The 26,514-nt window shown below is 33.2% G+C and carries 29 protein-coding genes; 19 read left to right on the top strand and 10 right to left on the bottom strand.

Annotated elements, in window-relative coordinates:
* Positions 1-7: 7 nt before the first annotated feature.
* Positions 8-454 carry a GNAT family N-acetyltransferase gene (locus STERM_RS18975; RefSeq protein WP_012863241.1) on the top strand — a complete coding sequence of 149 codons (447 nt, stop codon included), beginning with the start codon at positions 8-10 and terminating at the stop codon, positions 452-454.
* Between the two features lie 27 nt (positions 455-481).
* Positions 482-1,132, top strand: coding sequence for a hypothetical protein (locus STERM_RS18970; protein ID WP_012863240.1), 651 nt, complete (start codon positions 482-484; stop codon positions 1,130-1,132).
* A gap of 97 nt (positions 1,133-1,229) precedes the next feature.
* Here the strand turns inward: STERM_RS18970 and STERM_RS18965 are convergent, their stop codons facing one another.
* From STERM_RS18965 to STERM_RS18955, 3 genes are all read right to left on the bottom strand, one after another.
* Positions 1,230-2,072, bottom strand: coding sequence for a MerR family transcriptional regulator (locus STERM_RS18965; RefSeq protein WP_012863239.1), 843 nt, complete (start codon positions 2,070-2,072; stop codon positions 1,230-1,232).
* 156 nt (positions 2,073-2,228) lie between these two features.
* Positions 2,229-3,389 carry an iron-containing alcohol dehydrogenase gene (locus STERM_RS18960; RefSeq protein ID WP_012863238.1) on the bottom strand — a complete coding sequence of 387 codons (1,161 nt, stop codon included), beginning with the start codon at positions 3,387-3,389 and terminating at the stop codon, positions 2,229-2,231.
* Positions 3,390-3,664: 275 nt separating this feature from the next.
* The gene (locus tag STERM_RS18955) at positions 3,665-5,143 is read right to left on the bottom strand and encodes a bifunctional ADP-dependent NAD(P)H-hydrate dehydratase/NAD(P)H-hydrate epimerase (RefSeq protein WP_012863237.1); all 1,479 of its coding nucleotides are present in this window, start codon (positions 5,141-5,143) and stop codon (positions 3,665-3,667) included.
* 360 nt (positions 5,144-5,503) lie between these two features.
* Here STERM_RS18955 and tyrS point away from each other — a divergent pair, with 360 nt between their 5' ends.
* The 11 genes from tyrS (at position 5,504) to STERM_RS18900 (ending at position 14,945) form a co-directional block, all read left to right on the top strand.
* Complete coding sequence (gene tyrS / locus STERM_RS18950) at positions 5,504-6,718, top strand: tyrosine--tRNA ligase (protein WP_012863236.1); 1,215 nt, start codon at positions 5,504-5,506, stop codon at positions 6,716-6,718.
* Positions 6,719-6,738: 20 nt separating this feature from the next.
* On the top strand, positions 6,739-7,152 hold the full coding sequence (locus STERM_RS18945) for a hypothetical protein (protein ID WP_012863235.1): 414 nt from the start codon (positions 6,739-6,741) through the stop codon (positions 7,150-7,152).
* A gap of 20 nt (positions 7,153-7,172) precedes the next feature.
* Complete coding sequence (locus STERM_RS18940) at positions 7,173-7,937, top strand: DUF2145 domain-containing protein (protein ID WP_012863234.1); 765 nt, start codon at positions 7,173-7,175, stop codon at positions 7,935-7,937.
* Between the two features lie 474 nt (positions 7,938-8,411).
* Complete coding sequence (locus STERM_RS18935) at positions 8,412-9,221, top strand: hypothetical protein (RefSeq protein WP_012863233.1); 810 nt, start codon at positions 8,412-8,414, stop codon at positions 9,219-9,221.
* A gap of 48 nt (positions 9,222-9,269) precedes the next feature.
* On the top strand, positions 9,270-9,890 hold the full coding sequence (locus STERM_RS18930; RefSeq protein ID WP_012863232.1) for a hypothetical protein: 621 nt from the start codon (positions 9,270-9,272) through the stop codon (positions 9,888-9,890).
* Positions 9,891-9,903: 13 nt separating this feature from the next.
* Entirely contained in the window at positions 9,904-10,212 is a 309-nt protein-coding gene (locus STERM_RS18925) for a hypothetical protein (RefSeq protein WP_012863231.1), read from the top strand.
* A gap of 41 nt (positions 10,213-10,253) precedes the next feature.
* Positions 10,254-10,481, top strand: a complete 228-nt coding sequence (locus tag STERM_RS18920; RefSeq protein WP_012863230.1) for a hypothetical protein — start codon at positions 10,254-10,256, stop codon at positions 10,479-10,481.
* A 329-nt stretch (positions 10,482-10,810) separates the two neighbouring features.
* Positions 10,811-11,881, top strand: a complete 1,071-nt coding sequence (locus tag STERM_RS18915) for an SIMPL domain-containing protein (RefSeq protein ID WP_012863228.1) — start codon at positions 10,811-10,813, stop codon at positions 11,879-11,881.
* Positions 11,882-11,908: 27 nt separating this feature from the next.
* Positions 11,909-12,976 (top strand): SIMPL domain-containing protein, encoded by a 1,068-nt coding sequence (locus STERM_RS18910; protein WP_012863227.1) that lies wholly within the window; start codon positions 11,909-11,911, stop codon positions 12,974-12,976.
* A 68-nt stretch (positions 12,977-13,044) separates the two neighbouring features.
* A complete protein-coding gene (locus STERM_RS18905) occupies positions 13,045-14,103 on the top strand; it encodes an SIMPL domain-containing protein (RefSeq protein ID WP_012863226.1) in 1,059 nt (352 codons plus the stop codon).
* A 134-nt stretch (positions 14,104-14,237) separates the two neighbouring features.
* Positions 14,238-14,945 carry a DUF1003 domain-containing protein gene (locus tag STERM_RS18900; protein WP_211205115.1) on the top strand — a complete coding sequence of 236 codons (708 nt, stop codon included), beginning with the start codon at positions 14,238-14,240 and terminating at the stop codon, positions 14,943-14,945.
* Positions 14,946-15,007: 62 nt separating this feature from the next.
* Here STERM_RS18900 and STERM_RS18895 read toward each other — a convergent pair whose 3' ends face one another.
* From STERM_RS18895 to STERM_RS18865, 7 genes are all read right to left on the bottom strand, one after another.
* Positions 15,008-15,598, bottom strand: a complete 591-nt coding sequence (locus STERM_RS18895) for a flavodoxin (RefSeq protein WP_012863224.1) — start codon at positions 15,596-15,598, stop codon at positions 15,008-15,010.
* Positions 15,599-15,850: 252 nt separating this feature from the next.
* Positions 15,851-16,702 (bottom strand): aldo/keto reductase, encoded by an 852-nt coding sequence (locus tag STERM_RS18890; RefSeq protein ID WP_012863223.1) that lies wholly within the window; start codon positions 16,700-16,702, stop codon positions 15,851-15,853.
* A 226-nt stretch (positions 16,703-16,928) separates the two neighbouring features.
* Positions 16,929-17,366 carry a Dps family protein gene (locus tag STERM_RS18885; RefSeq protein WP_012863222.1) on the bottom strand — a complete coding sequence of 146 codons (438 nt, stop codon included), beginning with the start codon at positions 17,364-17,366 and terminating at the stop codon, positions 16,929-16,931.
* A gap of 73 nt (positions 17,367-17,439) precedes the next feature.
* Positions 17,440-18,282 (bottom strand): metal ABC transporter permease, encoded by an 843-nt coding sequence (locus STERM_RS18880; protein ID WP_012863221.1) that lies wholly within the window; start codon positions 18,280-18,282, stop codon positions 17,440-17,442.
* Positions 18,283-18,948: a metal ABC transporter ATP-binding protein gene (locus STERM_RS18875; protein ID WP_012863220.1), complete on the bottom strand. Its 666-nt coding sequence runs from the start codon at positions 18,946-18,948 to the stop codon at positions 18,283-18,285. It lies immediately after the preceding gene.
* A gap of 2 nt (positions 18,949-18,950) precedes the next feature.
* The gene (locus STERM_RS18870) at positions 18,951-19,847 is read right to left on the bottom strand and encodes a metal ABC transporter solute-binding protein, Zn/Mn family (protein WP_012863219.1); all 897 of its coding nucleotides are present in this window, start codon (positions 19,845-19,847) and stop codon (positions 18,951-18,953) included.
* A 21-nt stretch (positions 19,848-19,868) separates the two neighbouring features.
* Positions 19,869-20,225, bottom strand: a complete 357-nt coding sequence (locus STERM_RS18865; RefSeq protein WP_012863218.1) for a Fur family transcriptional regulator — start codon at positions 20,223-20,225, stop codon at positions 19,869-19,871.
* A gap of 232 nt (positions 20,226-20,457) precedes the next feature.
* Between STERM_RS18865 and STERM_RS18860 the strand changes: the two genes are divergently transcribed.
* From STERM_RS18860 to STERM_RS21450, 6 genes are all read left to right on the top strand, one after another.
* Positions 20,458-21,069: a ribonuclease H family protein gene (locus STERM_RS18860; RefSeq protein ID WP_012863217.1), complete on the top strand. Its 612-nt coding sequence runs from the start codon at positions 20,458-20,460 to the stop codon at positions 21,067-21,069.
* A 101-nt stretch (positions 21,070-21,170) separates the two neighbouring features.
* Positions 21,171-21,578: a hypothetical protein gene (locus STERM_RS21455; RefSeq protein WP_012863216.1), complete on the top strand. Its 408-nt coding sequence runs from the start codon at positions 21,171-21,173 to the stop codon at positions 21,576-21,578.
* Between the two features lie 303 nt (positions 21,579-21,881).
* Entirely contained in the window at positions 21,882-23,198 is a 1,317-nt protein-coding gene (gene miaB / locus STERM_RS18850; protein WP_041311062.1) for a tRNA (N6-isopentenyl adenosine(37)-C2)-methylthiotransferase MiaB, read from the top strand.
* Positions 23,199-23,258: 60 nt separating this feature from the next.
* The gene (locus STERM_RS18845; protein WP_049769001.1) at positions 23,259-24,569 is read left to right on the top strand and encodes an alpha-amylase family protein; all 1,311 of its coding nucleotides are present in this window, start codon (positions 23,259-23,261) and stop codon (positions 24,567-24,569) included.
* 12 nt (positions 24,570-24,581) lie between these two features.
* The gene (gene rho, locus STERM_RS18840; RefSeq protein ID WP_012863213.1) at positions 24,582-25,826 is read left to right on the top strand and encodes a transcription termination factor Rho; all 1,245 of its coding nucleotides are present in this window, start codon (positions 24,582-24,584) and stop codon (positions 25,824-25,826) included.
* 177 nt (positions 25,827-26,003) lie between these two features.
* A complete protein-coding gene (locus tag STERM_RS21450; protein ID WP_012863212.1) occupies positions 26,004-26,513 on the top strand; it encodes a hypothetical protein in 510 nt (169 codons plus the stop codon).
* Position 26,514 lies beyond the last annotated feature (1 nt).

The following is a 26,514-nucleotide window of genomic DNA, read 5'->3' as shown; positions in this document are numbered from 1 at the left end:
AGGATTTATGGAAATAAGAGAACTTCTTCCTTCAGAGAAGGAACGGATAAATGATATAGCAGAATATGAAGAGCTTATTTTCGGCGACGGGGGTATAGGAAGATGGACAATAATGCCTTTTGTAAGATATGGAAAAGTTTATGTCCTGCTGGAGAATGAGGAAATAGTCTCTGTAGCAGAGATAATGAGAACATTCGATACAAAAGATGCTTATATTTACGGCTTTTTTACAAAGGAAAAATTTTCAAGAAAAGGTTACGGCTCTGTTTTACTGAATTTTATAATAAATGAGATGGAAAAATCAGGAATAGAAGCTGTTACACTTACTGTAGATCCTGAAAATGAAAAGGCTGTGAACCTTTATCTAAAGCACGGTTTTGAAAAAGCAGAGCTTTTGACCGAGGAATACGGGGAAAATGAGGACAGGCTTTATATGAGGCTGGAGCTGGCTTAAATATTCAAAAAATATATCAGGAGTTTTATGAAAAAATTTGGAGAAAAAGATAAATTACAATTAATTTATAATTTTAAAAAAGACCCTTTTGGAGAATCAAAGTATTTTTCTGATAGCTGGGGAACTTTTGAAATTTATGTTAAAAATAAAGATTTATGCAGAGTGACAATGTATGGAGAAACAAGGAAATATGAATGGAATTTGGTGTATATCACAGAATGGCTTGTATATAATTTGGAGTATATAATTGGATATGATCCATTCCCTCTTTTTCAGTCCGATAAAAACTTAAATGATATGTTAGAAATAGCATGTAATAAAGAATGGGAAGATGATTTGGAATTTGATCTTTGGTACGGGGCTTTACATACTTGGACAAGGCGTCATGCATGGGTTTCAGAGTCCGGCGGTTCGCTTATATCAAATGTTTCTTTTTACAGAAGAGGTAATAAAATAGAGATTACATGGAATAATGAAGAAGAGGGAGATTTGCGCATTAAATACGAATACAAAAAGGGAACAGAAAATATTGAAAGAAAATATTTTATAGAAGTAATATGTGAATTTTTAGCTAATATAACCGAAGATTTATATCAAAAAGATAAAAACAATAAAACTTTTAAAGAATTAAAAGAAAAATTCAATTTTTGGCTCAGGTGTAAAGAAAATAATTGGTAAATTTAGAATGATAATATAAAAAAATCTGGAGAGAATTATATTTTTTTATTGTATAATTCACCAGATTTTATTTTTAGGCAGAATTTTTATAATAGAGTTATTTAACCGGAACCTGAAGCTCTGTAATATATTCATCAGGATTGTCAGTAGCCCAGTCGCCTTTATGATAAATTTCCCGTAGCGGACCGTTTATGACATATTTATTCTCCCTGATCCATTTGAAAAAAACTTCAAATGTATTTCCGATAGTTTCAAAAGAACCTTGATGAACAACACAAGCCATTTTTTCTTCTGCGGGAAGCTTATATACCCGGATTTCATCATCGGATTCAAATTTTTTCAGAACAGGCTCGGAAATTTCCACATCAAGATATCTTTCATCTTCTTTTTCATCATCAGCAAAATTCCACCATCCGGTATGATAAATCATCAGGCACGGTACACTTTTCTTAATTTTGTGTTTTTCAATAGAAGCATTGACTTTACTCCACATTTCCTCCAGCTCTTCATCAAAAAAATCTTTATGAAACCTTCTTCTTAATGAAGCCGCCAGAACAGATTCGGTTTTTTTAATTGTAATTTCATTCATCAAGGGAACACCTCCGTTTTTTATTAAAAATATGTTCGTGTAAAGGCGCTTTAACCTTTCTGTTTCCTGTTCCAGAGTTTTTTCAAGGCTGAGAGCTTTTTCCTCAAGTAAATCCGTAAGTGAATGATGATCTTTCTTATTATTTAAAATCCCGGCAATTTCCTTGAGAGAAAATCCTGCATCTTTTAAAGCAGAAATTTTATTGACTGTAAGAAGCTGCTCGGCAGAATAATAACGATATCTCGTATCATTATCAGTATATTCGGGTATAAGAATTTTCATTTTTTCATAATGATGAAGTGTATCGGCAGACAAGCCGCACATTTTGGAAAAAGTACCGGTTTTAAACATATTATTACCGCCTTGAAATTTTTTTTTGGATACAGTTTTAGAACATATTGATATTATAAACTTCCGTGTTACACCAGAGTCAAGAAAATAAATTTTTATATTTCTGTAAGAAAAAACAGACTGCTTAAAAATCCTTTTATACAGCCTGTTTTTTATCTATAAACACATTTCGAGTATTTTTTTTACATCCTGAGGAGTCATTGGTATATAGGCATCATCAAATTTCCTGTCAAGCTTTTGTGAAATTTCATCAAATTTTTCAGTACCTATTCCAAGCTCGCTTAAATGCATAGGAATACCGATTTTTTTGAAAAATTCTTCTGTAAGATCAATTGCTTTATTGGCAATTTTATAAGGATCTTCATCAGGATTAAGTGCAAATACGTTTACACCATAGTCTGCAAATTTTGAGACAGTTTTATCGCTCAGAATATAACGCATCCATCTCGGAGTAAGAATAGCAAGTCCTGTACCATGCGTAATATCATAATAAGCACTGAGTTCATGTTCTATGGGGTGACATGACCATGTCTGCCCTTTTCCTGCACCTGTAAGACCGTTTAATGCAAGAGTGGAAGCCCACATCAGATTTGCTCTTGCACTGTAGTCATCAGGTTTTTCAATTGCTGTAGGGCAGTAATGGATACATGCTCTTAATATTCCTTCAGCAAAACGATCCTGAACATATGTATCTTCTTCCGACTTAAAGTAATTTTCAAAAATATGCGACATTATATCGGCAGTTCCGGCAGCTGTCTGAATAGCAGGGAGAGTGTACATATATGTAGGATCACAGATAGATGCCATAGGGACGAATTCCTGAGAAGAAGTACCTATTTTATCATTGGTATCCATTTTTGAAATAACGGCATTTTTATTCATTTCCGAACCTGTGGCAGCCAGAGTAAGCACAGTAACAATAGGAAGTACTTTAGTGATTTTTTCTTTGTCAAGCACGATATCCCATGCATCTCCGTCATAAAAGCAGGCTCCGGCAATGACTTTGCTGCAGTCTATAGTAGACCCTCCGCCTACTGCAAGGACTACTTCGATTTGGTTATCACGGCACAGCTTAGCACCTTTTCTGACTGTTTCAATACGCGGGTTCGGTTCTACACCTGATAATTCCGTAACCTCAAAGTTATTTTCCCCGAGAAGCTTTATAACGCTGTCATAAACACCGTTTCTTTTTATGCTTCCACCCCCGTAAACTAAAAGGACTTTTTTTCCGTAAGGTGCCAATGCCTTAGGAAGAGCCTCGATTTGTCCTTTTCCAAAAAGAATTTCAGTTCTGGCATGAAAATTAAAGTTTTTCATTTTACACTCCTTTATCTAATAATATAAATATTTATGAAAATTTATAAATGACCAGTCTTCTTATATAGTTATTATATCACGGTTTCAAACAATAATGTATTTTCAGGCAAATAATTTTATTAAAAATAAAAAGCAGATTTAAAAAAAATGCAGAAAACTATGGTTATTCGTTCTAAACGAAGCTGTAAAAAGTATATTTCCGGTCAAGCTGTTATTTTTTGACATAAAATTACCGGCGGCAATATTTTGTTTTATTGATTTGATAAGGACATAAATTACAGAAATAATTTTTTCTGATAAAAGGGAATATTTCTTATAATATCTTCTGCTGTGATTGCAAAGGATCTTTTACTTAATTTTTCACCGATATAACCGTGAAGAAAACTTCCTATTTTTCCTGAAGCAAAAATTGTATATTTTTGTGAAATAAGTGAGGCAGTAATACCTGTAAGTGTATCACCCATACCGCCGTTAGCCATTGAAGAATTTCCCGTTGTGTTCACATAAACGTCACATTCATTTGTAATAATAGTATTATAACCTTTTAATAATAAAATGACTGAATATTTTTTTGAAAAATCTTTTGCTGCTTTAATTCTGTCTTTGGAAATTTCTTCTATGGAAAGTCCTGATATTCTGGAGAATTCTCCTAAATGAGGAGTAAGAATACATCTGTTTTTAAGTTTTTCCAGCAGAGCAGGTTCTTCTGCCAGAACATTGATGCCATCAGCATCGATAACCATAGGAGCATCACTGTTTTCAAGGACAAATTTCAGCAGTTCCAGTGTCCGGGGGTTATTGCCCAGACCCGGTCCGAAAGCAATAGAATTTACTTTTTTCAAAAGATCCAAAAGGCGGTTTTTGTCACTGAGATCAGCAGTCATTACTTCCGGACTGCATGAAGAAAGCATATTCAGACATTCATGAAATACAGCAAGAGTAACAAGACCGGAACCGGTTTTTACGGCAGCATTGGCAGAAATCACAGCAGCCCCTGTAAATTCGGGTGAACCGGCTATTATAAGAGTATGTCCGAAATTTCCTTTATGTGAATATTTCAGTCTTGGAATAAGCAGGCTGCTTATATATTTTTTATCCATAAGTACTGTATTTGAAAATTTTTTGATAACATGTTCGGGAAGACCAATATTTACTACTTTTATCTTACCAAGAAATTCTGCGGCGGAATAATTAAGAAAGCCTTGTTTATATGTTACAAAAGAAACAGTTCTATCGGCTTTGACAGCAATTCCGGCGGTTTCACCGGTAGAACCGTTTATTCCCGAGGGAATATCCACAGAAATTATATATTTTCCATATTGGTTTATATTATTTATAATTTTATCATAAGGTGCAGCTAAAGGTTTATCAAGACCTGTGCCAAAAACAGCATCAATAACTACATCATGTGAAATAATCAGTTCCTCTAAAGCAGAAATATCATTCTCCATTGGAATACCGAGATTCCGGCATATGTCATAATTTATTTGGCAGTCCCGGCTCATATCTGATGTTTCACATGAAAAAACAGAAACCCGTTTATTAAGGGAGACAAGCTGTCTTGCTACGGCATAACCGTCACCGCCATTATTACCTTTGCCGCAGACTATCAGAAAGTTATCAAGATTAGTATCAATGGTGCCGGTAAAATTACGCGCGGCATTTTCCATAAGTACAATTCCGGGGATATTTAGCGTATTAATAGAATAACTGTCTATTTCACCGGTAGTTTTATTATCGCCGATATATATCACGAAAATCACCTTCTTCATAAGAATTTACTTAATTATAGCATTTTTTTTATTTAAAGACTTGAAAAAATGTTTTATTAAGTGTATATTATTCTAAAATAAAATAAATAAATTATTTTGATTATTTTTATCCCTAAAAACGTAATTAATACAATATATTAAATCTATGTTCTTATAAAAGAAAAAATATGGTATAATAGTAAGAAAATATCATGAAAATAGGAGAATGTTATGAAAAGAAGTGTTTTTTTGAATCTGGAATTGCCGCTGTTTGTTCCTTTATTTTCAGATAGCTGGGATGATTTATAGAAAATATAATTCTGAAATAGTAATTTGAACAAAAATCTGGAAAGGAAGAAATAAATGGATATAAAAAATGAAGTGGAAAGACAGTTTAATATACTGAAAAGAGGCTGTGAAGAGATAATAAACGAGGCTGAATTAAAGCTGAGACTGGAAAAGTCATTAAAAGAAAATAAACCTTTAAAAATAAAACTGGGAATAGATCCTACAGGGACAGATCTTCATATAGGACATGCCGTTCCTTTGAGAAAGTTAAAGCAGTTTCAGGAGCTGGGACATACAGTGCAGTTTCTGATAGGAACTTTTACTGCAAGAATAGGAGATCCCACAGGTAAATCAGAAACAAGAAAAATGCTTACACCTGAAGATATACAGAAAAATATAGCTACGTATCTGGAGCAGGTATTTCTGATACTTGATTCGGAAAAAACAGAAATTCTATATAATGCAGACTGGCTGGAAAAACTGTCGCTTCAGGATTTTCTCGGTCTGTTATCACAGTTTACCGTAGCACAAATGATTTCAAGAGAAGATTTTGCGAAAAGACTTGCAGAAAATAAGCCGGTATCGTTAGTGGAGTTTATGTACCCTATTTTACAGGGATATGACTCTGTTGCAATGAAATGTGATATAGAGCTGGGAGCTACAGAACAAAAATTTAATATTTTAAAAGGAAGAGATTTACAGAAAAATTTCGGAATGGATCCGCAGATATGTATGCTTCTGCCTATCCTTGAAGGACTTGACGGTGTGGAAAAAATGAGTAAGTCTTTGAATAACTATATAAGCATAACTGATACTCCGAATGATATGTTTGGTAAAATAATGTCAATATCAGATGATCTTATGTTCAGATATTATGAAATAATAACGGACATACCTCTGGAAGAGATAGCGCAGTTAAAGGCAGACATGGAAAACGGAACTCTTCACCCTATGGAAATAAAAAAACGTCTCGGATCAGAAGTAGTAGCTATATATCATAATAAGGAAGAAGGACTAAAGGCAAGAGAATGGTTTGAAAATGTATTCAGCAAAAAGAACCTTGATGTAGAGCTTCCGGAAGTGGAACTGGAATATACGGAAACAGGAGTTATTGATATACTTGTAAAGCATCTGAACCTTTTGTCATCGACAAGTGAGGCAAGAAGGCTTATACAGCAGGGCGGTCTGAAGATAAACGACGAGCCTGTAAAGGACATAAACCACATGGTTACACCTGAAGCCGGGATGATAATAAGAGCAGGAAAGAAAAAAATAGTAAAGGTAAAATAATATAATAGAAGGTGATTTTTATGAAAAAATTAGGGATTTTGATTTTAGCAGTTATATTTGGAACACAGGTATTTGCGGATATTCGTGTGAATGATAATTCATTTGATGTTTCGTTAGACAGTCTGGCAGTATTGGAAGCCTCGTCTTATGTTTTATTCAGCAGTGCTATTTTATCTGCTTCGTCAGATGACGAATATTACGGAATAAAAGACAGGTACGATTATTTTGATAAGCTTGTTGCTCAGGGAGAAACTGTGAGGGCAAAGGATATTTTCTCCGAGGAAGGGCTTGAAATGTATGCCTTGAACGGGGAAGCCGTAATGGATCTGGATAAGGTGAATGTGGGAATATTGGTTTCAAATCTGGACAGACCAATAATTTTGGTTCCTTCTGATATGAAATACAGCGGACTAAGTGAAAGAGGAATAAGATAAAATAATCGGGGAGAAAAATTTTGAAAAGAGTACTGTTTTTATTTATGGTATGTGTAATTCCTCTGTTTTCTGTGGGCTCTGTATGTAAGACAGAACCAAAATCAAAGGAAGAAGCAATAAAGGTCTTTGATCTTACGGGGAAAGTCATAGATTTTTTAGAAAGCAACAATGCCGAGCTGGCATTTGTGGCAAGAAAAAATAAAGAAAACCACGGGATTTCATATACTCATCTTGGGATGGCATGGAAAGATGATAAGGGAAAGTGGGTAGTAACAAATCTGCTTCAGAATTGTGAAAATTCCGATGAGCTGGGAACATATGACGACGGAATGGCTTTGTTTTTTGCACCTGTTTCTATATATGACAGTCTCGTGCTGATCCCTTCAATGGAAACGCAGACAGAGCTTAAGGAAGCAATAAAAAATAAAGAAATAGAAAAGTTTAAAGGTGATGTTTACTCTATAAATGCCAATGCATGGTCGGATAAATATCAAAACTGTGTGCAGTATGTACTGGAGGCTTACGTTTATGTGAAATCCGGGAAAAAAGTAAAGACAAGAAGAGATGCCATAAACTGGACTAAGGTAAAAGGATTCAGACCGCAGAAAATAAAGGTAAATCTTCTTGAAAGAACACTAGGCCCTTTAGTGGCGAGAAATGTTCACTTTGATGATCATAAAGACAGGAAGAAACCGGATGAGATAGAGGTGGCAACTGCGGAGACAGTAATGCAGTTTGTGCAGAAGCTGGAGCCCGAAAGTACTTTAATTGAAATAAAAGAGTAAGGGAATAAAAGCCGTAACACATATTTATAATGAACCAGAAAAAAATATTAGTAATGATAAAGAATATATTTTAGTACACTGAATACTTATGTTATTTAGTGTACTCTTTTTTATTTCCAGAAATTTTTTTAGTTCACACTGAGTTCATATTGATGTGTGATAATATAAACGGAATGGTATCTATAAAATACTATGAACATTTTAAAGAATATGATATTATAAATTGAATAATTCATATTTAATGATTATGTTATTTAAAGTAAAGATAAGATAAAGTTTTCTGTGAACTTGCAGCCGGGTGCCGGGAAATTCCGAAACATTGGTTATGACAGTATAAGAGTTTTACGGACATCAGAGTACAACGGCAGAAAGATAATAGAAGTTTAAGAAAATAAGGTTTTATCTAAAAATATATAATTCAAAATATGTATGATATATTAACTCAAATACATTATAATAGGGAGGAAACAGAAAATGAGATTTAGAATGACGATTATGCCGAGACAGGAAGCTTCAGTGCCGGGAATGGGAGGAATAAGTTCCGGCAGCGGTCTGAGCAGCGAAGGCAGTTTAGCAGGCGGAAAAGGATTAAGGATGCCAAGCGGAGCAACAACCGGGATTCTGGCCGGCGGGAAAACAGCTAACACAGGTGGTTTTGGCGGTATGATGGGAAATATACCGGGATTAGGTTCCTTGACCGGAGGTCAGCAGGGAATAATTCTGAGTCCTGATGAAATAGTGAGTGTAGATGTAAGTATATCAGATTATGCTATAAGCCAGACATCAAATTCAGAAGCAAATGTAACAGTGAGATTATCAGGGAAACTATTGTCACATGTGGAAGAAAATGAAGGCGGGCTGCCTTTGAGCATGAATTCAATGCTTTCAGGGTTTGCCGCAGCAGGGGTAAGTGAATTGACGAGCGGTCTCAGTAAGGGAATACAGATTCTCGGAAGTACTTTTGCGGGTGGTCTTACTAATACACTAAGCGGAATGATGGGGAAATTCGGAGGAAGCACTCTCGGACTGGGAAATTTATATCAGAAAAATATCGAAAATACTAAAGAGCTGGCTAAATGGGCGTTATCTTATGGTGAAAGTACTGACTACAGAGATATTGTCTTGGAAATGGTAATTACGGAGGGTGTAAGCAAGACTTATGTACTGCCGGACATGTATGTTACTGACTACAATGAAAACTCAAGTATAGGAAGCGGAAATGGGAATTTTTTTATAATATTAAAGCAAAAAAGATACAGTGAAAGAAAAATAGAAATAGAGTAAATTAAATAAGTTTATATTTTGACAAAAGCAGAAATAAAAGGAGATATAGTGGCTTATAAAAAAATGAAACATGCTGGTGAGACATATTATATAGTATCTCATGATTTTAGAGGAGAAATTACATTTTTAGTAAAAATTACAGCTGGAAAATACATATCTGTAGTTTGTGAAGATAAAGAATTCGCAGCCTATGCATTAAGACATCAGGGCGTGAGTTTTAATATAAGCTTTGGGAAAAAATTAAAAGAACTGTATAAGGAAATTATAGGAAAAGAATTTACAGCAGCCCTTGAAAATTCATCATATCCAGGCGGCGGGAAATTATCAAAAACAGTGCATAATATAACCAGACCCGATGAGTCAATCGGAATAGAATTATTTGCTCATGTTTATTATTTACTGATAGCATACGGTTTAAGACATAATAAGGCAGAAATGACCAAAATGATGACACGAAAAGATAAGACTGTTTTATGGTATAAGGGAGCCGAGAAAACTGTAGAAAGCTGTAGAGTTGCAGATTTAGATATTTACGGGGGAAATTCAATTATACTTGAAAATGCTTATTTAGATGGGACAAATGAAAGATTAAATGATAAAAGAGGTATTTATAAATATCTGGAAACATATTTGAATCAATTAACGGCAATAAATAAAAATCTGAAATAATATGGAGAGAGGTATGAATAAACTAAAAGGAATATATAAAGTATTAAGTTTCATAGTATTGATTATGGGACTGACTGCTTCATATATAAATATGAATTCACTGCAAGTAGCTATAGAAAATTCTGATTTGAATATTTTTTATCCGCTAATTTCACTAATTTATTTATTTTTATTTTTAGTAATGTATTTTTTGATTATTCAGTTATCAAATAAAAATATAAGCAGAATTCCTAATATTCTGATAATTTCAATATTTTCGCTGATAATAGGAGCAGCAGGGATAAAATTATGTTCAATATTAATGGTTATTAGTATTTTTTAATAAAAAATTCTTGTCATAAATACTGAAATTGGAGGAACTTAATGAAAAGAATATATAATGTACTGTCAAAATGTATTTTGACTATAGTACAATTTTGGGTAGTAATTGATTTAGTATGGATTTTCAGAATTTTGATTAATGACGGTAAAATAAATGGAAATAACGGAAATGTTTTGTATTTTCAGTTTATAGTGTTAGTTTTGATTTTTTTTATTTTGATAAATATGGAAAGCTTAATAAAGAAAATATTTAAGTTATTTGATAAATAAAGGATAAATGGCTTAAGTAGAAAAATATCTGGAAAAAATACAGGTATAAAAAAATTCTAAACTGTGGAAAAATCCGCAGTTTAGAAAACTGAAATGAAAAAAGGACAGAATACTTTTGAAAATTTTCATGATAACAGGAGTCAGTAATTGCTGTTATTGACATATTATGGAAATTTTGAAAAATCTTTTGTTATTTTGGAAGCTTTGCAAGGAAAAGCACAGGGTATTAATTGTAATATCATAAAAAAAATAAAAAATCCACAGATTGATTTTACAAATTTGATTTATTATAATCAAGGTAAGAGAAAATAAAACGAAAAGGAGAGAGTATGAAAAAGTTTATTTTAGTTTTAGCCTTGGGCTTCTCGGTATTCTTAGCCGGTGAGCCTATAAGAAAGCTGAGTGTTACAGGAAATGCAGAAAAGGAGGTCATGCCTGATATAGCAAAAATAAGCTTCAGAGTATACACAAAAAATGAGAATCTTAAAAAAGCCGGTCAGGAAAACTCTAAAAATATGGAAAATTTTAAAAATGAGCTAAAAAAGAGAAATATTCCTGTAACTGCTATAGAAACATATAATTATTACACGCAGAAAAGTACTGAAAGAGACACAGCGGAAAGTAAGAAGACAGAATATTATACAACATTATATTTTGCAGTAAAGGTAACAGATCTGACTAAAATACCGGATCTGATAAGCCTATCGGAAAGCAATAAGATAAAGAGCTTAAAAAGCGACAGTCTGGATAAATCAATATATTATGGTGAAATAAACAGAAACAGCTCTCAGAAATCATCAGCAATATCTGATACATTTAAGGTATACGACAGCATAAAATCCCAGCTGGCAAGGCTCGGAATAAGCGGCAGCAACATCTCGGTATATTCATATTCAACAACTTCACGGGAAGTAACGGATAACAAATCTGTAAAAAACAAGGAATATCATAATATATATAATGACTTTGTGCTGGAGTTGAAAGATATAAGCAGGATAAATGATGTAATAAAAATTGCGGAAGATAACAAAATAAGCGTACAGGGAAATATAGCATTCGATATATCAAACAAAGACCAGATAGAGTCGGAGCTGTATAATGCAGCCTATGAACAGACAAAAACAAAGGCGGTAAGCATACTGAAATCAAGTGAAATGAAACTCGGTGATCCGCTGGTGGTAAGTGAGAGCATATCTTATCAGAATCAGGCCATCCAAGAGGATTATAATTATACTAAGCAGATTAATGCAAAAAATTTAGATGTAAGAGGCGGTATGGATATGGAGTATAGGCAAGTACCGGCAATGACAGCAACAACAGAAGCCAGACCCCAAATAGATTATAAGCCTCAGGTAATGAAATTAACTCAGAATGTAAGCGTACTTTATGAAATAAAATAATATAGAAAGTAAGGGAAAGGATAAAATATGAAAAAAATTATATTGATTTTACTGACAATTTTTTCTGTAATGATATTTTCAGATGAAAGCGATCTTTTTTATAAGAGAATTCAGGTAGCGGGGACAGCCACAGAAACGCTGATGCCTGATACTGCCAGTATAATGTTTACCATTTATACAGAAAACGAGGATATGAATAAGGCAAGCGAGGAAAATGCAGGACTTCTTGACAGATACAAAACTTTACTTTCAAAGTCAGGTGTGAAATATGAGAAAATAGAATCAGTAACATATAATTCCAATAAAAGGGAATATTGGGATTCAATACTTGTAAATAAGGGTGAAAAAGAATATTCGACATCTTTGAATATAGAAATCACAGTTAATGACCAGAATAAACTGAGAGAAATAGTAAATATACTTTCAGGAGAAAATATAAATTATTTTTCAAAATCAGGAAGAGAATTCGGAATATATAATTTTAATATAAGTGAAAGTGCGAAAGATACAAAAACTTCTTATCAAAAAGCACTGGAAAGATATAAAAATCTGGAAAGCAAAGTACTGAAAACTAATCTTGTAGACGGTGTAAGAATAGCCTCTTATGATACAAGTGAAAAGAGTCTGGAAAAATATGACAGAGTGAAAAAGGAAAAACATGTAGTAACTCATGTGATCAAAATAAAAACAGGTGATGTAAAGAATCTGGGGAAATTGATAAATCTGGGATATACATTAAATATCACGCCAAACAGTTACATACAGTATGATATTAACAATAAAGAGCAGATAGAAAACAGATTATATGAAAAAGCTTATCTTGAAGCAAAAAAGAAAGCTGATAAAATACTCGCTAAAACCGATCTTGGTCTGCAAAAGCCGCTTTCTGTGACAGATAACAGCAGATACAGCATACAGCCGTATAATGAATATTTTAGCAATTATAACTCTTTGGCAAGAGCGGCAGACGAAGTAAAAAAGAGCAGTGATAAAGAGCTTATGGATCTGGCAAATACTTCAAATTTAGTAATAAGTCCTAAGAAATTAACTGTAACAAAAACTGTAAATATAGAATTCCAGATGAATAAAAAATAAACTTTCATTGACATATTCATAATTCCGGTTCTTTTTACAGGAACATACCGGAAAGAAAAGGAGAGAAAATGAAAAAGATCATTTTAATATTAGCTTTGATATTTTCAGTATTTGCATTTAGTGAGCCGATCAGAAAAATAAGTGTTACCGGAAATGCAGAGAAGGAAGTTATGCCTGATATAGCAAAAATAAATTTCAGGGTATATACAAAGAGTGAAGACCTGAAAAAAGCCGGGCAGGAAAATTCTCAAAATATGGAAAATTTTAAAAGTGAGCTGAGAAGGAAGAATATTTCTGTAGGAAGTATAGAAACTTATAATTATTATACCCAAAAGACAACAGAAAGAGATACTGCGGAAAATAAGAAAACTGAGTATTATACAACATTATATTTTGCAGTAAAGGTAACAGATCTGACAAAAATTCCGGATTTGATAAGTCTGTCGGAAAGCAACAAGATAAAAAGCTTGAAAAGTGACAGTACGGATAAATCAATATATTATGGTGAAATAAACAGAAACAGCGGAGAAAAAGCAACAGCAATATCGGAAACATTTAAAGTATATGATAATGTGAAGTCTCAGCTTTCAAGACTTGGGATAAACAGTAACGATATATCGGTATATTCATATTCTACTGTATCAAAAGAAACAACAGATAATAAACCATTGAAAAATAAGGAATATCATAATATATACAATAACTTTGTATTGGAACTGAAAGATATAAATAAAATAAATGATGTAATAAAAATAGCGGAAAATAATAAAATAAATGTTCAGGGAAGCATAGCATTCGACATATCAAATAAAGAGCAGATAGAATCAGAGCTGTATAATACTGCCTATGAACAGACAAAAACAAAGGCTGCAAGCATATTGAGATCAAGTGAGATGAAGCTCGGCGATCCTCTTGTGGTAAGTGAAAGCATATCTTATCAGAATCAGGCTATTATGGAAGATTATAACTACAGACAGCAGATCGCAGCGGATGAAGATTATGCATCAGGAGCTATGATGAGAGTAGCGGCTGAAAAGGCTGCTCCTGCTCCAAAACCACAGGTAGATTATAAGCCGCAGGTAATCAAGCTTACCCAGAATGTAAGTGTTCTTTTTGAAATGAAGTAGAAGAATTCCCGAGAAAATATATAAAATAACAACAAAACTCACAATTACCAAAGCTGTAGATACCGATTTTCAGATAGAAAAAAATTTTTACTGGTACATTTTAAAGAATCTATTGGGAAAGGCTGGAAGAAATGATGAGAAGGCGTATAGGGAGAGATGCTAAAAATCAGGATAACGGAATTTTTCTGAGAAATATTTATAATGGAATTTCAGAATTAATAATGAGTGATCATCCGGAGTTTACAGAGGATACTTTTATCTCCAGCTCTGATTTGAATTATTACAGAAAAAAATATATAGAATCATTGTTAAAGAGAGAAAAAGAATATGCCCGTACTGAGGAAGATGTATTAAACAGTATATTATCTAAAGAGATTATTTCTGAAAACAGTAATAAGGTGTATTCTAAAAAACAGCTTATAGGACAGAATATAGCAGATTCAGTAGCTAAATTCGGAGGAAGCTGGACTTTTATTCTGATCTTTATATTCATTTTATTATTCTGGATTATTTTAAACAGCATAGCGCTTATGAAAAAACCGTTTGATCCTTACCCGTATATTCTTTTGAATCTGGTTCTTTCATGTCTTGCAGCTCTTCAGGCGCCTGTAATTATGATGAGCCAGAACAGGCAGGAGGAAAAAGACCGGATCAGGGCAGAAAATGATTATCAGGTAAACTTAAAGGCAGAAATAGAGATTAAAATTCTGCATGAGAAATTAAATCACCTGATTACGGATCAGTGGGACAGATTAGTGGAAATACAGGAAATTCAGCTGGAATTGCTTGAAGATCTGCAAAAAAAGATAGAGTTATATGAAAATAAGAATTACAAGACTTAAAGTTCATATATAAATAAAATTGTTAAAACAGCCCCAAAATTTTCATTCAGGGCTGTTTTAATTTATTCGGATATCTGAAGACTGTTGAGCCATTCATTAAGAGTGTTTTCGCTATTTTTAGCCTGTGATCCGGGAATTGCAAGAGCTTCTTTCAATTCAGCCTGCGGGGCAAGCTTTTGTATATCGGAAGTACTGCTGGCAATACCGCTGCCTCCATGTGTGCAAAACGGTATAATAATTTTTCCTGAAAAATCATTTTCAGTGAGAAAAGTTCTTACAGGGCCTGGAATAGTTCCCCACCAGATAGGGTATCCTATAAAGATAATATCATAAGATTCCAGATTGTTTATTTTAGTTTTTAACGGCGGAAGATATCCCGAGCTAAGCTCCTGTTTGGCTTTATCTGTAGTTTCTTTATAATTTTCGGGATAAGGTTCGGCAGGCTGTATTTCAAAAAGCTCACCATTTGTTTTCTCTTGTATTTTAAGAGCAATCTCTTTTGTATTGCCTGTTCTGGAAAAATATGCAATAAGAATTTTGCTGGTTTTTTCTTTGGCAGCAGTATTAGTCTCAATATTTTCTTTAGTGTTTCCACATGCAGTAAGTGAAAGAAAAAGCAATAAAAATAGACTTGATAAAAAAATTTTTTTCATTATCGACCTCCTGTTTAAATTAGATTTTTTATGATTCATTTTTAGTAATGTGAGTTGATTGAGAAGTGTAAAAAGAAGAAATGTGTGTAAATATTCTTCATGAATAAATAAATTGTATCACTTGGAGTTAACTCCAAAGCAAGTGTTTTTTTATCTTTTTTATTATAAAGAAAAAAAGATTGCAGCAAACTGCAAAAAACAGTACATACTGCAGTCTCTAAAGATATAAAAAGTTATCTGATAAAACTCTGATTAGTCATCATATCTTATACTAGAAAGAAATCTTACCATTTCCGGGTCACGGTGTGAGAAAAAAGAGCTTTGATCTGTATTCAATGTTACAATTTTTTCCATATCTTCTTTTGAGAGCTCAAAATCAAAAATATCAAAATTTTCGATTATTCTTTCTTTACGAACTGATTTTGGAATAACTACGATATCTCTTTGAGTCAGCCATCTTAATATTATCTGTGCAACAGATTTATTATATTTTCCGGCAATTGATAGAAGAATTTCATTTTGAAATATATTGTTTTTTCCTTCTGCAAACGGAGCCCATGACTCGATCTGTACATTATTCTCTTTCATAAATTCTGCATTTTCAATCTGCTGAAGAAAAGGATGAGTTTCTACCTGATTAACTGCAGGGGTAATTTTATTGTGTAAAATAAGATCAAGAAGACGATCAGGAAGAAAATTGCTTACACCGATAGCACGGATTTTTCCTTCATTGTATAAATCCTCCATGGCACGCCATGAACTGTAAATATCTCCGAAGGGCTGGTGTATAAGATAAAGATCAAGATAGTCCGTCTGAAGCCTTTTCAATGATTCTTCAAAAGCTCTTTTTGTGCTGTCATAGCCTGCATCCTGAATCCATAATTTAGTGGTAATAAAAAGTTCATCTCTGGGTATTCCGCTTTTTATAACAGCTTTTCCTACAGCTTCTTCATTTTTATAAGCAGCAGCTGTGTCAATAAGTCTATAACCAGCCATAAGTGCATCGTAAACAGCCTGTTCACATTCCGCCGGATCTGTTATCTGGTAAACGCCGAATCCTAATACAGGCATCTGAATTCCATTATTTAAAGTTACATTTTTCATATAGGACCTCCTCATTTATAATAATTTATATATATTTTACACCCTTGGAGTAACTCCAGGTCAAGAAGTTTTTTATGAATTATTGTATTACAGTATCGGTAAATACTTGTATTTTAAAGCATTTAACCCAATATAAGCAGACTACAGGCAGTAGTAAGAATAAAAATATACAATAAAAAACCGGATAAAAATCCGGTATTATTTATATATGTCTAAAAAGTCTCTCTTACTTTAAGAATGCACCCAGCATCCATAATTTTGTTTCATATCCTGTTATTAATTCATCCATCATTGCTGAAGTACCGTAGTCATCAGCTTTATCAGCTGCTGCTTTGATGTCTTTTACTTCACCTAAAAGAGCTTCAAAATCTGCTTTTAATATTTTTACTAAATCAAGGTCAGTAATCTCTTCATCGTTAGCTTCTTTAATGTTAGTAATTTCAAGATATTTTTTCATTGTTCCGTATGGTCTGCCTTTGATAGATAAAATTCTTTCTGCGATGCTGTCGATGTTTTCATTGATTTCATCATAGTATTCTTCTAACTTTGCATGAATAGTAAAGAAGTTTCTTCCATCCACATTCCAGTGATAATTCTGTACCTTTCTGTACATTACATTCAGATCCGCAAGATATACGTTTAGTTTTTTAATTACATTAGTCATAATATGTACCTCCTATAAATTTATAATCATTTCATTTTTATATCTAATATAATACACTTCTTCCAAACTTTTGTCAAGTTGTTTTTAAAAAGATTTTCCTAAAGCCTTTGGTAAACAGCAGAATAATTGTAAGTGAAAGTATTATTGCTGGTCCTGACGGAATATTCAGACTATATGAAAAATATAAACCGGAAAGTATTCCCAAAAATGAGAAAATTCCTGAAAAAATAATTATTAAATAGTACTTTTTTACTAATAGCGAAGCTGTTGCCTGTGGAATGGTTAATATGGAGATAATTAATATGATACCGATTGTCTTTATATTTATTATAATAGCAGAAGATATCAGAATTATCAATAGATAATTTATAAATTTCACAGGAACTCCATAAATATTATAAAAATTTTCATCAAAGCTGCTGTATATAATTGATTTATAAAAAATAAAAAAAACAATAATAATTGTTATATCTAGAAGCAGCAGCATTATTATATTCTCTTTATTTGATAAAAGTATATTCCCAAAGAGATAAGTAGATAAATCTGCCTGATAGCCCGGTGTCATAAAGGAAAATATAATTCCTACAGCCATCCCGAAGGTCATAATTATTCCTATACTAAGATCATCTTTCAGATTAAATTTATCTTTCAGAAGTAATATAAGAATTCCTGAAAATATGGAGAAAACAAGAGCAAAGAGTATCGGATCTTTTACAGGAAGATCAAATACCGAAATCAGGTATAAGCCGATCCCGATTCCTCCATACGAAGCATGACTGATACTGGAAGAAATAAAAACCATTTTTTTATTGACTATGTAAGTACCTATGGTACCGCAGCATATACTTGATAAGAATCCTACAATCAGTGCATTCTGCATAAAGGGATATTTTAATATTGAGGAAATAAAGTCCATTTATCTGCCTTTCATAAAAGTATTTTTGTCTTTGTAAAATTTCGCTTCTTTTTCTACAAGTAAAACTGAATCAATATGCTTATAAATCTCGTCCAGCTCGTGAGAAATAATAATTACCGTAGAATTTTTCAAGGTTTTCAATTTATTATATAGTTTCGCCTCAAAATTTTTGTCCAGAAATGATTCAGGCTCATCAAGAATAATAAGCTCAGGATTTGATATAAGAGCTCTGGCTATAAGGGCTCTTTGCAGCTGCCCGCCCGAAACTTCATTAATGAGCTTATCATTCAGTTCCGATATACCGAATTCATCCATAATATCAGAAGCAGCTTTTTTTTCCTGTGAGTCAAACCTTCTGAATAAATTTTTTCTGTTTGTAAGCCCTGAAATAACAAGGTCATAAACCGAAATCGGGAAAGTAGCATCGAATTCGCGTATTTGCGGCAGATAACCGATTTTTTTTCTGTCAATATTATATTTTACCGAACCGGATGCAGGCTTCAAAAATCCCAGAAGAATTTTTATCAGCGTAGATTTTCCGCCGCCGTTTCTGCCAAGAATACCGATATTTTCATTTTTTGTGATATTAAAGGAAATATTATTCAGAATTATATTGTTTTCGTATTTGAAGTTCAGGTTATTTATTTCGATCAAATGTTTAGTCATATCTACTCCAATGAATCTGTAAATTTTTTCAGATTGTCAAAAATATTTTCCTCAAGAGGATTGAATTCTATAATTTTTATACCGGGTACTTCTTTGGAAATCAGATCCACGGAACTTTTCGGAAACTGAGGCTGTACAAGAAGAACCTTTACATTATTTTTTTTAATTTCGTTTATTACATTTTTCAGATACTGCGCAGTGGGTTCCTTGCCTTCCTGTTCCACAGAAACCTGTGTAAGATTATGTTCCTTGGCGAAATAAGTAAGTGCAGGATGGTAAATAACAAAAATCTTACTTTTTTTATCACTTAGTATATTTTTCAATTCTGTATTAAAGGTGTTAATCTCTGAAATAAAGTCAGAATAATTTTTTTCAAATATATCTTTTTTTTCAGGATATTTTTCCGAAAGAACATTCTTAATATTTTCTGCAATTGAAGAATCTATATCCATGGAAAACCATACATGCGGATCATAATCGCCGTGATTGTGCCCGTCGCCGGTATGTGCCTCCTGATCCTCCTTTAGCAGATAACTGTTATTTTCCAGAACATTGTATATTTTTCCGGGATTGCTTACTGCATCCTCCAGTTTATGCTCAAAGGCAAATAAATCAAAAGAGAAGTACAGATCTGATTCCTCCAGCTCCTGAATAGTTTTTACAGACGGATCAAATAATTCGGGACTTATATTTGAACTGACTACAGATGTTACTGTAAAATCACTTCCGGCTATTTTCTCGGTAATCCACTTTAACGGCGGGATACTCACTGAAATATGAGGCTTTCTGTCTAAAGCAGCTGCATTTTCAACTGTATCTGATTTCTTCTGATTTTGGCATGAAATCAAAAAAAGAAGAAAAATAAAACATGTGATTAAGTACTTTGAAATTTTGCTCATAGTTTACTCTCCTTTCCGGGTTTATGTGTTACACTTTCTGCAAAGGCCTTTAAATAAAAAGATATGCGATAACGGTAGAAAACCAAACTCCTGTTTTAGTATATTTTCTTCTCGGCTGATAGACTGAACAGGAAAAGCTTCTATTTTTCTGCATGAATTACATATAATAAAATTTCCGTTTTTATCCTTAAAATAGTATTTTTCATTATCAAAAATCACGGAATGAATGTATTCAAGACTTTCCAAAAAATCCAAAGCCCTGTAAATAGTAGAAGTATCAAAGTCTACCTGTGTTTTTATCTGCTTTACATTAAGAGGTTTCTTTGAAGCAGAGATTATTTCCAGAATTTCTTTTCTGTTTTTAGTTAAATGTTTCATAATTTTTATCACCTTATATAAATTTGCAAATCATTCGCATATTATTTTAGTATTTATTTTGAAATTTGTCAAATATTACTTTTCTCCTAATTCAAAGAAGACAGATCATTGCAGCAGATGAAGAAAACATTGCAGTAAGCAGTAATATGAAATAATTTGAGAATATTATCTTTTTAAAAACTTTATAATATGGTATAATTAAAAGAAAATTTGAAAGTGAAAAATGAGGAAAATGGCAAAAAAATATTATGCATATTATCTGGTAGAAAGTGATAAAAACGGAATTCTTGAAAACTGGAAGGAATGCGAAATACTGGTAAAAGGACAAAAAGCACGTTATAAGTCATTTCCGACGCGTGATGAGGCTAAAGCATGGCTTGATTCCGGAGCAGAATATGAAATTAAGGAAAAAAAAGCACCTGCCCTTGATAAAAACGGACTTTATTTTGATGCGGGAACAGGACGGGGCATAGGCGTAGAAGTACGTGTAACAGATTATAAAGGCAATTCACTTTTACCGCAAATACTTCCTAAAGAAAAAGTTTCTGTTCACGGGAACTACGTCCTGAAAAAAGGAAGAACAAATAATTACGGTGAGCTGGCAGGGATATATATAGCCTTAAAATATGCAGCCAAAAAAGGGATAAAAATAATATACGGAGACAGTAAGCTGATTCTTGACTACTGGTCAAAGGGTCTGTTTAACAGGGATAAGCTGGAGGAAGATACTGTTGAGTTAATAGAGAAAGTAACTGAAATGAGAAAAGAATATGAAAAAAACGGGGGAAGGGCAGAGCATATATCAGGTGATTATAACCCCGCTGATCTGGGCTTTCATAAATAAGCCGTACTGCTGATTTATGAAAACTTGAATTAACAGATAAAAATATGTATAATAGTAGGGAAAGATAAAGAAATTAAATATATAAATTTTGGAGGAAATATATGAAAAAGTTATCAATATTCTTAATTTTATTGTTGTTGATGTCATGCTCGTCAGCAAATAAAAAGAGCAGCAAAAAAACACAGACATCTACTGCAGCAGCGGCCGAGGTGCAGAAGCCAATGGGACCGGTAAGGGCAGGACAGTATTATCCGGCTACGGGAGTTTTTGTTTATAAGAAAGACAGACTAATCTTGAAAGATAAAGAAATAAGTTATAATCTGGTAGATAATACAGGGCTTCTGGAAAATATAGTTCAAAAAGTAACTGATAAATTTGATGTTCAGTCATACGAATATGTGAATTTGGAAATACAGGGAGATATAAAAGAAGGTACTATTTATGTTAACAGAATAGTGAACTACAGAGCTCCGGAAGACAGATATCAGACAGATGTTATAATAGACTAACACCAAAATCCCTTTATTTCTATAACGGGATTTTATTTTTTAAACAGCTGTTTTATTTTTTTTAATACGGCAGAATTTTATTTTTTGGAAAGCTTTCTTGTTTTTCCTGAGAATAAGATCCATTTTATAAAAAAATATTTTATTTTTTCTGAAAATGTAATATAATGTTATGTTAGTACTTTACGTATAAAAAAATATCAGTGTAAATCTGAAAAGCAGAAATACACTGACAATAATATGATATTTGCATATAGAATCAGTCATCATTTATGAGATGATTTATTGAAAGGATGGTTTAAAAATTTGGAAAAGAAAGCAACAATAATTACTTACGGCTGTCAGATGAATGTGAATGAAAGCGCTAAGATGAAAAAAATGCTGCAGTCCATCGGGTATAAGATTGTTGATGATATAAAAATTTCTGATCTTGTTCTTCTGAATACATGTACTGTACGAGAAGGAGCAGCGGTAAAAGTCTACGGAAAATTAGGAGAACTGAAGAAATTAAAAGAAAAAAGAAACAACATGATAATAGGTGTAACTGGGTGTCTTGCCCAGGAGGTCAGAGAAGAATTTATTAAAAGAACTCCTTTTGTAGATCTGGTAATAGGAAATCAGAATATTGCCAAGCTTCCTGACATCATAGAAAAAATTCAAAAAGGAACAGTAGATCATATAGTAATGGTAGAAGATGAAGATGAGCTTCCAAAAAGGGTAGATGCTGATTTCGGAGATGATATAGTAGCATCTGTTTCAATAACTTACGGCTGTAATAATTACTGCACATTCTGTATAGTGCCTTACGTACGGGGAATGGAGAGATCGGTTCCAATGAGGGAAATACTTGATGATGTAAAGCAGTATGCAGATAAAGGTTACAAAGAAATATTATTTTTAGGACAAAATGTTAATTCTTACGGAAGTGACAGAATCGAAATGGGAGAAGATTTTGCCGGGCTTCTTACAAAGGCTGCCAATATAGAAGGAGACTTCTGGCTGAAATATATTTCGCCGCATCCGAAAGATTTTACTGATTCGGTAATAAAAGCAATAGCAGAAAATCCCAAGGTAGCAAGAATGCTTCATCTGCCTCTGCAGTCAGGCTCTACTAAGATACTCGGGGCAATGAACCGAGGATATACAAAGGAAGAATTTATAGAACTTGCTCTTAAAATAAAAAAAGAGATTCCTGATATAGGTATAACAACAGATATTATCGTAGGATTTCCGGGAGAGACTGACGAGGATTTTCAGGATACTCTGGATGTAGTGGAGCAGGTAGGTTTTGAAAACGCATTCATGTTTATGTATTCCAAAAGAAGCGGAACTCCTGCAGCAGTGCTGGAAGAACAGGTGCCTGAACAGGTAAAGAAAGAAAGACTTCAGCAGCTGATGAGACTTCAGAATGCAAGAGCAAAAGAAGAGAGCAAAAAATATTATGGTCAGACTTTGAAGGTTCTTGTAGAGGGACCGAGCAGCAAAAATCCTGATATGCTTACAGGAAGAACCTCTACTCATAAAATAGTGCTTTTTAAAGGTGATGAAGAGCTTTCGGGGAAATTTGTAAATGTAAAAATATATGAAACAAAAACATGGACATTATATGGTGAATTAGTCTAGTGTAATGTTCCGTTTTGACTTAAAGCAAATGGGATATTATGCCGGGCAAGGGGAGGAAAGATGATGACTAGTGCAAGAATTTATAACCTGTATCCTTATCTTCTGAAAAATTTTCACAGCTGGGCTGAAAAACTGGATGACATAGATTTCATGAATTTTGACTGGGTCTATGTAAATCCTTTTCATCTCCCAGGATTCTCAGGATCTGTTTATTCCATAAAAGACTACTATGCATACAGTCCGGTACTTTTGGGAATTGACTATGAAATAATGGAAAAAGAGGCAGAGAAATACAGGGAAATCGGTGATTCCTTTATCAGGGATTTCTGTAAGGAAGCAGAAAAAAGAAAAATGAAGGTTATGATGGATCTTGTGATAAATCACACATCCATTGATTCCGACCTTATAAAAGAAAAGCCTGAATGGTATAAAAAAAATGAGGACGGAACGATAAAAAATCCAGGAGCTTTAGATGGAGATAAACTAATTATCTGGGGTGATTTAGCTCAAATTGACAATGAGAACTCCAGTGATAAGGAAAATCTCTGGAAATACTGGCTTGATTATATCTTATATTACGCAGGTCTAGGAATAAAAGGTTTTAGGTGCGATGCCGCATATCAGGTCCCTTCCAGTCTTTGGAAATATCTAATAAATGAAGTAAAAAAACAATATCCAGATACACTGTTCTTAGCTGAAACTTTAAGCTGTACTCCGGAAAAAATAATAGAAATAATAGAATCAGGCTTCGATTTTGTTATGAACAGCCTGAAATGGTGGAATTTTAAAGATGAGTGGTTTTTACAGGATTATAATAAGTGGACGGGAAGATGTCCGTCATTATCTTTTCCTGAAAATCATGATACTGAAAGATTTGCAAAGGAGTATAACGGGGACAGCAGAAAAGCAGTATGCTACTATGCAATAGAAGCTTATTTTTGTTCGGGGATAGCGATTACACTTGGTTTTGAGTACGGCTTTGAGAAAAAAATAGATGTAGTAAATACCACATACAAGGATTACGAAGAAATAAATTATGATATTGTGGAGGATATCAGATTAATCAATGAAATAAAAGCAGAATATAATATACTTAAGGAGGATGGTTTTGCCGAGATTTATGATTTTGGAAGCAGTGATATTTTTTCTTTTTTGAAAAAATCTTTAGACGGCACTGAAAAAATCTTTATGATAGCAAACATCAATACAAAAACAGGTGTAGACGTGAAGGTTCCCGACATGTTCAAAATTATGGAGGGACACAGTATAGAAGATATATCACATGGTCACAGGATGGATGAGGTATCTGATAATCTGGAATATTATTTACAGCCTGGTGAGGCAAAATTATTTTATCAAAAATTAAAATAGGGGATGAAAATTATGGAAAATATTTTCGAAATGAAATTAACGGAATTAAGAAAAAAAGCAAAAGAATATGGGATAACTGGTTTTTCCACGATGGGGAAGTCAGATCTTATAACAAATATCTATATTGAAGAAGCTAAAAAAGACAATATTATATTAGGATCAGGAAGACTGGATATGATGTCCGACGGATACGGATTTTTAAGAGAAAGTAGTGTAGGTCCTGATATTTATGTATCAGCATCTCAGGCGAGAAAATTTGCACTTAGAAATGAAGATATAGTTTTGGGGGAAGTAAGAGAACCAATAGGAACAGAAAAAAATTATGCACTTATAAAAACTCTTCTTATAAATGGAGATGCTCCTGAAAAATCAACGAACAGACCGTTTTTTGATGATCTTACACCTTCGTATCCGGAAGAAAAGCTGAATTTATCATCGGCAAGTCTGTCTTCCAGAATAATAGACCTGATAGCACCGATAGGTAAAGGGCAGAGAGGTCTGATAGTAGCACCGCCGAAAGCAGGTAAAACAATACTTTTATCTACTCTGGCAAATGATATTATAAATAATAATCCGGAAGTAGAGCTGTGGATACTGCTTATTGACGAGAGACCGGAAGAGGTTACCGATATAAAGGAAAATGTACGTGATGCGGAAGTTTTTTCGGCAACATTTGATGAAGATCCGAGTGTACATATAAAGGTAACAGAGGATGTACTTGAAAAGGCAAAAAGAGAGGTAGAAAAAGGGAAGGATATAGTAATATTGATGGATAGTCTGACAAGACTTGCCAGATCATATAATATAGTAGTTCCTTCAAGCGGAAAGCTGATATCCGGAGGTATTGACCCGAAAGCTCTTTATTATCCGAAAAGATTTCTCGGAGCTGCAAGAAATATAAGAAAAGGCGGAAGTCTGACTATAATAGCTACAGCGCTTATAGAAACAGGAAGTAAAATGGATGACATAATATTTGAGGAATTCAAGGGAACAGGAAACATGGAAGTAATTCTGGAGAGATCTCTGGCAGAATTAAGAATATTCCCGGCAATAGATGTATTAAAGAGCGGAACAAGAAAAGAGGAAATACTTCTTGATGAAAAAACATTAAAGACAATATGGAATTTCAGAAGATATCTAAGCAATTATAATGAGGCTGAGGCAGTGAAAAAACTGATCGACCTTATTAAGAAAACAAAGTCAAATGACGAACTGATAAATATGATATCAAAAGATAATTCGAAAATAACAATGTAAACTAAAAGAACTGTATCGAAATTTTACTTTTGATGCGGTTTTTTTATTAGGAAAAATTATTGCTTAGTTATATTTATAAAAAAATAATGCTGAGACTGCCTTTCAGAATTTTAAAAAAAATATGATATAATAAAAAATGTACAGTACAAAAGAATAATAATTGTTATAAAAGCGGAGATGATAAAAATCAAACTAAAAAACCCTGTAAATGTTGATTTATTTAAGTTTGTTACAAAAGGAGAATTTGATTATATAGAAAATGGTCAGACAAAGGAGTGGATACTGAATAATTTTCCGGATCCTGACCAGATCGGGGATATGGGTCATGGATTATCAATCTGGCTGTATGGAAGAATAGAGTTTCACTTTGATAAAGAGATTCTTTTTTCTATCTGGTGTGATAATTTTATTGATTTTACTGCCGGAAAAAATATTAAGCTTAATAAATGGATTTTTAACGATGTAAAGAGATTAAACGTTTCCAAAATGATAGCTATACTTAATCAGAATAAATTAAATTTTACTTTGATGCATAAATATGAAAGTGTAATAATCAGGGTATTGGACAGTAATGTGGAGCTGTATTTTTCTCCTGAATATAACGAAGATTACGGGAATACCGAGACAGAAAATCTTTATTTTGCGGCCTTTGGTTTGAGTCATAAGGATTACAGACAGCGGCTCTGAG

The sequence above is a fragment of the Sebaldella termitidis ATCC 33386 genome, assembly GCF_000024405.1.
GTDB classification, from domain to species: Bacteria; Fusobacteriota; Fusobacteriia; order Fusobacteriales; family Leptotrichiaceae; genus Sebaldella; species Sebaldella termitidis.
This window is presented reverse-complemented; position numbering and strand designations above follow the sequence as displayed.

Bases quoted from the DNA above. Each gene is read 5' to 3' on its own strand.
- STERM_RS18895 (WP_012863224.1), bottom strand. From the start codon at position 15,598: ATGAAAAAAATTTTTTTATCAAGTCTATTTTTATTGCTTTTTCTTTCA.
- STERM_RS18925 (WP_012863231.1), top strand. From the start codon at position 9,904: ATGAATAAACTAAAAGGAATATATAAAGTATTAAGTTTCATAGTATTG.
- STERM_RS18875 (WP_012863220.1), bottom strand. From the start codon at position 18,948: ATGACTAAACATTTGATCGAAATAAATAACCTGAACTTCAAATACGAA.
- STERM_RS18920 (WP_012863230.1), top strand. From the start codon at position 10,254: ATGAAAAGAATATATAATGTACTGTCAAAATGTATTTTGACTATAGTA.
- STERM_RS18865 (WP_012863218.1), bottom strand. From the start codon at position 20,225: ATGAAACATTTAACTAAAAACAGAAAAGAAATTCTGGAAATAATCTCT.
- STERM_RS18975 (WP_012863241.1), top strand. From the start codon at position 8: ATGGAAATAAGAGAACTTCTTCCTTCAGAGAAGGAACGGATAAATGAT.
- STERM_RS18860 (WP_012863217.1), top strand. From the start codon at position 20,458: ATGGCAAAAAAATATTATGCATATTATCTGGTAGAAAGTGATAAAAAC.
- STERM_RS18890 (WP_012863223.1), bottom strand. From the start codon at position 16,702: ATGAAAAATGTAACTTTAAATAATGGAATTCAGATGCCTGTATTAGGA.
- tyrS (WP_012863236.1), top strand. From the start codon at position 5,504: ATGGATATAAAAAATGAAGTGGAAAGACAGTTTAATATACTGAAAAGA.
- STERM_RS18910 (WP_012863227.1), top strand. From the start codon at position 11,909: ATGAAAAAAATTATATTGATTTTACTGACAATTTTTTCTGTAATGATA.
- rho (WP_012863213.1), top strand. From the start codon at position 24,582: ATGGAAAATATTTTCGAAATGAAATTAACGGAATTAAGAAAAAAAGCA.
- STERM_RS18915 (WP_012863228.1), top strand. From the start codon at position 10,811: ATGAAAAAGTTTATTTTAGTTTTAGCCTTGGGCTTCTCGGTATTCTTA.
- STERM_RS18905 (WP_012863226.1), top strand. From the start codon at position 13,045: ATGAAAAAGATCATTTTAATATTAGCTTTGATATTTTCAGTATTTGCA.
- STERM_RS18870 (WP_012863219.1), bottom strand. From the start codon at position 19,847: ATGAGCAAAATTTCAAAGTACTTAATCACATGTTTTATTTTTCTTCTT.
- STERM_RS18880 (WP_012863221.1), bottom strand. From the start codon at position 18,282: ATGGACTTTATTTCCTCAATATTAAAATATCCCTTTATGCAGAATGCA.
- STERM_RS18945 (WP_012863235.1), top strand. From the start codon at position 6,739: ATGAAAAAATTAGGGATTTTGATTTTAGCAGTTATATTTGGAACACAG.
- STERM_RS21450 (WP_012863212.1), top strand. From the start codon at position 26,004: ATGATAAAAATCAAACTAAAAAACCCTGTAAATGTTGATTTATTTAAG.
- STERM_RS21455 (WP_012863216.1), top strand. From the start codon at position 21,171: ATGAAAAAGTTATCAATATTCTTAATTTTATTGTTGTTGATGTCATGC.
- STERM_RS18970 (WP_012863240.1), top strand. From the start codon at position 482: ATGAAAAAATTTGGAGAAAAAGATAAATTACAATTAATTTATAATTTT.
- STERM_RS18960 (WP_012863238.1), bottom strand. From the start codon at position 3,389: ATGAAAAACTTTAATTTTCATGCCAGAACTGAAATTCTTTTTGGAAAA.
- STERM_RS18885 (WP_012863222.1), bottom strand. From the start codon at position 17,366: ATGACTAATGTAATTAAAAAACTAAACGTATATCTTGCGGATCTGAAT.
- STERM_RS18935 (WP_012863233.1), top strand. From the start codon at position 8,412: ATGAGATTTAGAATGACGATTATGCCGAGACAGGAAGCTTCAGTGCCG.
- STERM_RS18965 (WP_012863239.1), bottom strand. From the start codon at position 2,072: ATGTTTAAAACCGGTACTTTTTCCAAAATGTGCGGCTTGTCTGCCGAT.
- STERM_RS18900 (WP_211205115.1), top strand. From the start codon at position 14,238: ATGAGAAGGCGTATAGGGAGAGATGCTAAAAATCAGGATAACGGAATT.
- STERM_RS18845 (WP_049769001.1), top strand. From the start codon at position 23,259: ATGATGACTAGTGCAAGAATTTATAACCTGTATCCTTATCTTCTGAAA.